The organism is Actinoplanes rectilineatus, assembly GCF_000962825.1.
Classification (GTDB): domain Bacteria; phylum Actinomycetota; class Actinomycetes; order Mycobacteriales; family Micromonosporaceae; genus Actinoplanes; species Actinoplanes rectilineatus.
Map to the genome: position 1 here is coordinate 59,717 of NZ_JZKF01000051.1, position 6,883 is coordinate 66,599.

The window sequence follows — 6,883 nt, forward strand, 5'->3', positions numbered from 1 at the left end:
GCACCGGAATCCGGTGCGGGGCCTCGTTGCGTTCGTGGTGGTGATCAGCCGGTGTTGCGCATGCCGGCCGCGATGCCGTTGACAGTCGTCAGCAGCGCCCGCTCCAGCGCCGTCGAATCCGACGGCCCCCGGCGGGCACCCGGCGCGGTGGGCATCTGACGACCGTTCTCGCCCAGGTCACGGTACTGCCGGAGCAGCGCCACCTGCAGGTGGTGCAGCGGCTCCAGGTACGTGTCCCGCACCCCCAGCGTCCGCGACAGTTCCGGCTGCGGGGCCAGCAGCTCCGAGCCTCCCGTGATTGCCAGGACTTCACGGACCGTCCGGTCGTACTCGTCCTCGATCTTGGCGAAGATCGGGTGGAGCTGTTCCGGGACGAGGGTCTCCACGTAGCGGCGGGCGATTTTCAGGTCGGTCTTGGCGAGCATCATCTCGACGTTCGACAGGAAGGTTTTGAAGAACTGCCAGTTGCCGTACATGGCGTCGAGTTCGGCACCCTGGCCGGCCTCGCGGACCGCCGCCAGGGCGCTGCCGACGCCGAACCAGCCGGGGACGATCTGGCGGGTCTGGGTCCAGCCGAAGACCCACGGGATGGCGCGCAGGCCGCCCAGCCCGGCGTCCGCGTTGGGGCGCTTCGACGGGCGGGAGCCGATGTTGAGGGCGCCGAGGAGTTCGGTCGGGGTGGCGGCCCAGAAGTACGCGGGCAGGTCCGGGTCCTCGACCAGCGAACGGTACTGCTTGAACGCCGCGTCGGAGGCGGTGTCCATGATGGCGTCCCAGACCTTCAGCTTCACCGGGTCGACGGAGAGCGTGGTGTGCAGCAGGGTGGCCTGCAGGACCGCCGCGACCGTCAGTTCCAGGTTCTCCCGGGCCAGGGCCGGCACCGTGTACTTGTCGGAGATGACCTCGCCCTGTTCGGTGACCTTGATGGCCCCGTCGAGCGTGCCGTACGGCTGGGCCAGGATCGCCTCGTGGGTGGGGCCGCCGCCGCGGCCGACCGTGCCGCCGCGGCCGTGGAACAGGCGCAGCTGGACGCCGTGCCGGGCGGCGACGTCACGCAGCGAGCGCTGCGCCTTGTGGATGCGCCACTGGCTGGTGGTGATGCCGGCCTCCTTGTTGGAGTCCGAGTAGCCGAGCATCACCTCCTGCACGTCGCCGCGGGCGCGGACCACCTCGCGGTACGCCGGCAGGGTCAGCATCTCGTCGAGGAGGTCGCCGCCGGCGTCCAGTTCGGCCGGGGTCTCCAGCAGGGGAACGATGTTGACCCGGGCGCGGCCGGTGTGGATGTCGATCAGGCCGGCCTCGCGGGCCAGGACCGCCGCGGCGAGGACGTCGTCGACGCCCAGGGTCATCGAGATGATGTACGTCTCGATGACGTCCTGCCCGAACGAGTCCTGCGCCTCACGGATCGTGTTGAAGACGTCGAACGTCTTGCGGGCCGAGTCGGTGAGCGGGGTGTCCGAGCTGGACAGCGGGCGCCGGCCGCCCAGTTCGGTGGCGAGCAGCTTGGTCCGGTCGGAGCGGTCCAGGGCCGCGTAGTCGTCGACCTCGCCGACCTGCGTGTACATCTGCTGCAGCACCTCGTGGTGCTTCTCGGCGTGTTCGCGGACGTCGAGGGTGGCGAGTTGCAGGCCGAACGCGGACGCCTGCCGGATGGCGGTGGCGACCACGCCGAGGGCGGGCAGCTGGCCGGAGTTGCGGGCCAGCGACGCGCGCATCAGTTCCAGGTCGGAGATCAGCTCTTCGCTGCCCAGGTAGTCGCGGCCGGGCACGTGCGGGGTGCCGTGCTGCAGCCGGGACCGGGTGTTGGCGAGTTTCGCCTTGATCGCCCGGACCTTGAGGCGGTACGGCTCCTCGGCGTTGGTGCGCCGGAACCGGGATGCGATCTCCGGCAGGTTGTCCAGGTCCTGGGCCAGGCTGGCGGACAGGTCGAGGGAGACGCCGCGCAGCCGCCGGGAGACCGACAGTTCGTCGATCAGCGTGTCCATCGCCTTCTCGGTGGCCTGGATGCCGTGCTCGTGCTGGATGATCAGCACGTCGCGGGTGACGGCCGGGGTGACGAACGGGTTGCCGTCGCGGTCGCCGCCGATCCAGGTGCCGAAGGTGAGCGGCCGGGAGGTCGGGGCGGTCTCCACGCCGAGCCGGCGCAGCGTCTCGGCCAGGTCGTCGAGCACCTGCGGGGCGGCGTCGGCGTACAGGTCCTTGAGGTAGTAGACGGCGTTGCGGGCCTCGTCGGTCGGGTCCGGCCGGTCCAGGCGCAGCTCGTCGGTCTGCCAGAGCAGGTCGATCAGTTCGGCGAAACGCCGGGTGGAGGCGGTGGTGTCGGTCGCCCCGTACAGCGCGGCGGCGGCGGATTCGGCGTCCAGCGAGTCGGCGACCTGGCGCAGCTTCGACAGGATCGAGCGGCGGGCGGCCTCGGTCGGGTGGGCGGTGAAGACCGGGCGGACGGCCAGGCGGCGGGCGGCCGCGGCGATCTCGTCAGCCGGCACGCCCTTCTCGGCGATCCGCTGTGCGGCCTGGTCCAGCCAGCCGCCGTCCTTGGCCCGGCGGCGCCGCAGCTCACGGGCGCGGTGCACCTGCTCGGTGATGTTGGCCAGGTGGAAGTAGGTGGAGAAGGCCCGGGCCAGTTTGGTGCCGGTGGTGATGTCCATCGCGGCGAGGCGTTCGGCCGCGGCGGGTTCGTCCTGCCGGACGAGGGCGCGGATCTCCTCGACGAGGTCCAGCAGGGGGCGGCCCTCCTGGCGGGCCAGGGTCTGTCCGAGCAGGGTGCTGATCCGCCGGATGTCGGCGCGCAGCTCGGCGTCCGGCCCCTCCCGCTCGTCGAGGTGGGCAGGCTGCTCTGTCATCGGGGCGCTCCTTTTCTCGGATGGCTCCAGGACGGCGCTGTCCCGACTTCGCCGATGTTAACGGCGTAACCCCGCACGGGGGCCGATTGAGTCAAGAGTCTCATGCGCGCTCCGCGCATGGACGATCACCGGGCGAGTGCCATCGCATATGCCGGGAACCAGTGTCCGGCTTTCGGCGCTCCGGATCCACAGGCTCCGTCGGACTCTCCCGGACGTTTCACCCAGAGATACGCGTCGGCCAGCGGATGCCCGGTGCGCAGGGTGGGCGCCGGGCCGAGCCGCCGGCCGGGTGGATTGCACCAGTGCCGGTCGCCCGCGCCCTGCTGGGCGGGCCCGTTGCCGTTGCGGCTGGTGTCCACCACGAAGTGCCGATCGTCGAGCAGACGGGACAGCTCCGTCCCGTACACCAGATTGTCGTGCGTGGTCTCGAAGTTGGCGACGTTGAGCGACACACCGCGGGCCCGGGTGGCGCCGGAGGCACGCAGGGCCGGCGCCATCCGGGCGGCCGGAACCCAGCTCGGGTTGCCCGCGTCCAGATAGACGGCGACGCCGGGCAGCGCGCGCAGGGTGTCCACCGCCCAGGCGAGCAGCGCATATCGTTCGGTCCGGGCGTGGGTGCCGAGGCATCCGCGGACGGTCTGGGCGACCGCGTCCGGTTCCAGGACCACCAGGGCGCGGTGTCCGCGCATCGCCTCCCGCAGGGCGAAGACCCATTTCTTGTACGCTGCCGCGCTGGAAGCGCCGCCCGCGGAGTAGCTGCCGCAGTCCCGTCGCGGGATGAAGTACAGCGTGAGGACCGGCAGCCGCCCCGCGGCCGTGGCGGCGCTGACCAGCCGCCGGGCCCGGTCCGTGAATCCGGGGGCGGCGTCGGTGAACCAGGTGGCCACGGGACGGTCGGCGATCCGCCGGAGCACCGCGGCCTCGGCCCGCCGGCCGGCCTGTTCCAGGGCCCGCACCTCGCGGGCGGCGGCGCCCGCCGGGTCGACGTAGAGGCCGGGGCCGCCGGTGCTGCCGGTCTCCGGGACCCGGACCACGGGGGCCGGCTCCCGGTCCTTGATCAGGACCACGGCGCCGGTGGCGAGGCTGAGGGCGGTGGCGATCAGCAGTGCCCGACGGCGCCTGCTGACCGGCCGCAGGTGCCGGCCCATCGGTCAGCGCACCTGGACCCAGCGGGCGGCCGACGGTACGCCCTTGTCGTCGACGAGGAACAGCATGTACCAGCCGGACGGCGCCAGGCCGGCCTTCTCCGGCACGGTGACGTCCACGCCGCCGGCCGTGCGGTGCAGGCCGAGCGCCACCGAACGCTGATCAGTGTCGGTCACGTGGGTGACCGAGCTGGGCCGCACCAGACGGGCCGAGGCGATCCGGGCGGCGTCCGGGGTGGTGAAGGTGGCGGTGGTGCCGCGGGAGACCGCGGCCGGTCCGCCGGTGATCGCCGGGCGGGTGCCGCGGAACAGGTACGGCGGGCTGTACACCTCGATGCGCTGCTCGAAGGTGCCGGCGTTCTTACCGGTCGGGTCGTAGAGCGGGTCGCTGCCCATGGTGATCACCCGGCCGTCCGGGAGCAGGATCGCCTCGGAGTGGTAGTTGCGGCCGACGGTCGACTCGGCGGCGGTCTCGAAGACGTTGCGGTCCGGCCGGTAGATCTGCGCGTTGAACAGGTCGCTGCGGGTCTGGTCGCGGTACTTGCCGCCGCGGTACCCGGAGGAGCCGCCGGTCGTCAGCACACTGTCGTCGGGCAGCAGCACGGTGGACAGGTAGCGGGCCGGTTTCGGCAGGTCCGGTCCGGGCCGGTAGCGCGGGGACTTCTCGTCCAGGTCGACGATGTCGGTACGGGCGGTCGAGTGTTCCGACTCGCCGACCCCGCCGCCGCCGAACATCATCACCTTCTGCTCCTGCGCGGGCGGCAGCAGCACCGACGAGGCGGTCTCGTTCTTGTCCGGCTCGCGCAGGCCGGGCACCTGCTGGAACCTGTTGTTCCTGACGTCCCACAGGCCCGGGGTGCGCCCCTTGTCGTCCGGGCCGTATCCGGCGTTGGCGCCGGAGTAGAACACCTTGCCGTCGCCCATCATGTGCAGGCTGGGGTAGGTGGGGAAGTAACGTTTGAGCTCGGGCGCCTTGACCCAGCGGCGTTCGGCGGTCAGGTACCGCTCGTTGCGCCCGGGCAGGATCCGGCCGAACTGGTCGAGGCCGGAGACGGCGAGCACGTCGCCGCCGTTCAGGCCGATCAGGGTCGGGTACCAGCGCGGGTCCTGCAGGTTCCCGGTCTTCACGTACTTCTCGGTGACCGGGTCGAACTCGTACGACGTCTTGTCGCCGCCGTACTCCTGCTTCTCGCGGGTGATCTTCTCGGAGACGCCGTAGAGGTTGGGCCCGGTCAGGCCCTCGAGGGAGTACTGGGCGGGCTGCCCGACGACCGCCGCGTCGCCCTTCTCGACGGCGTCCACCCAGACCTCGACCTCACCGGCGTGCACCGTGGTGGTGGTCCCGTGGGTCATCTTGCGGGCGGTCGGCACCGTCACCTTGTCCCGGGTCCGGTAGACGTGCCCCGTGGCGGAGACCAGCCGGGTGCCCTTCTCCAGCACGTGCGGCCCGCCGTCCGGCGACTCGTTCTTGATCTTCATGACCCCGGCCGCGTGGTCGACCTCGTCCTCGAGCACCTCGTACGACTTGGTGCCCCCGGCGACCAGCAGCTTGCCGTCCGGCAGGAACGCGTGCCCGGCACAGAACACGTCGGTCGGGGTGTCGATCTCGGTGAACGAGTCGGCCGCCGGGTCGTACAGCACACTGCGGAACGAGCCGGCCTCGAACGAGTCCTTGTTGTTGCCGCTGCCCGCGATGATCAGCACCTTGCCGGTGTGCAGCAGGGCGGCGTGGATGGCGTTCACCCGGAAGTCGCGCGGCACCGGCAGGTTCGCCCAGTGGCCGTACCGTTCCTTGTACGACTGCCGGTTGATCTTGTAGGTGTGCAGCGCCTCGGAGGCGACCGCGACCATCGGCCGGTTCGCCACCACGACCGTGCCGAGCACCACCAGCGTGGCCAGACCGCTCACCAGGCGGCGGGCGAGGGTGGGACGCGTGCGGGGCTTCATGCGGACGGCTCCTTACGGCGGTTGACGGCCCAGATCAGCGTGGGCGCCAGACAGATGGCGAGGTTGAGGGCGGGCCACGCGTACATGGCCGGGTCGACGTGGTCGATGAACGGCGCGACGGCGAGCATCGCGGCGTACACGGCGGCCCAGCGCAGGCCGGAACCGAACGTGGCGACCCGGTCCGGGCTGGTCGAGTCGCCCTTCGGGGTGACCACGAAGCCGGCCTTACGCCGTAGCAGCGCCCCGATGAGACTGGACACGTAGATCGGCGTGCACAGCGTGGAGGCGAGCATCCCGGCCAGCCCCGACGATCCGGACTTCTCGTGCGGGCTGACGTTGTGCCGCCGGTTGAACAGGTAGAGGCCGACCTGGAAGAGCGCCGCGTCCACGTACAACATCAGCCACACCTCGGCCGGGACCTGCACACCCTTGGCGCCGAGCAGCATGAACCCGGCGGCGTTGGCGGCACCGAGCAGCCAGGCCAGCGCGGTCAGCGGGTAATACGACATCAGCAGCACGTAGTGCAGCGCCCGGAACGGCCCGAGCCGCCAGGCCACCCCGGCGAACCGGCGCACCATGACCTCGTCGGTGCCGCGCGACCAGCGGTGCTGCTGGCTGAAGTAGTCGGTCCAGGACGACGGGCCCTCGCCGACGGCGAGTACGTCCGGGGTGTAGACCGACCGCCAGCGTTTCCCGGTCGCCGGGTTCGCGGTGGCGTGCATGGCCAGGCTGGTCGCCATGTCCTCGGTGATCGAGTCCTGCAGGCCGCCGATCGAGCGCAGCGCCGAGATCCGGACCGCGTTGTTCGTGCCGACCAGCATGGCGATGCCCTGCCGGTTGCCGGCCCGCTGCAGCAGTGAGTGGAACAGGTACTGCTGCGACTCGGCCCAGCGGGTGACCACGTTGTCGTAGTTGCCGTAGATCTGCGGGCCGATCACGAACGCCACG

Annotated in this window: 4 protein-coding genes; all 4 read right to left on the bottom strand. The window is 71.2% G+C overall.

Features of this window, described 5'->3' with window-relative positions; all coding sequences use genetic code 11:
• Positions 1–44: 44 nt before the first annotated feature.
• Positions 45–2,843, bottom strand: coding sequence for a phosphoenolpyruvate carboxylase (ppc, locus tag WH85_RS30805; protein ID WP_045745550.1), 2,799 nt, complete (start codon positions 2,841–2,843; stop codon positions 45–47).
• Between the two features lie 125 nt (positions 2,844–2,968).
• Complete coding sequence (locus WH85_RS30810) at positions 2,969–3,991, bottom strand: glycoside hydrolase family 6 protein (protein WP_045745551.1); 1,023 nt, start codon at positions 3,989–3,991, stop codon at positions 2,969–2,971.
• Between the two features lie 3 nt (positions 3,992–3,994).
• Positions 3,995–5,935, bottom strand: coding sequence for a radical copper oxidase GlxA (glxA, locus tag WH85_RS30815; protein ID WP_045745552.1), 1,941 nt, complete (start codon positions 5,933–5,935; stop codon positions 3,995–3,997).
• Positions 5,932–6,883: glycosyltransferase family 2 protein (locus WH85_RS30820; RefSeq protein WP_045745553.1), on the bottom strand; the 952-nt coding region annotated here is incomplete at its 5' end. The genes glxA and WH85_RS30820, both read right to left, overlap by 4 nt.

Excerpts from the sequence above, each read along its gene's own strand:
- glxA (WP_045745552.1), bottom strand. The coding sequence starts at position 5,935 with ATGAAGCCCCGCACGCGTCCCACCCTCGCCCGCCGCCTGGTGAGCGGT.
- ppc (WP_045745550.1), bottom strand. The coding sequence starts at position 2,843 with ATGACAGAGCAGCCTGCCCACCTCGACGAGCGGGAGGGGCCGGACGCC.
- WH85_RS30810 (WP_045745551.1), bottom strand. The coding sequence starts at position 3,991 with ATGGGCCGGCACCTGCGGCCGGTCAGCAGGCGCCGTCGGGCACTGCTG.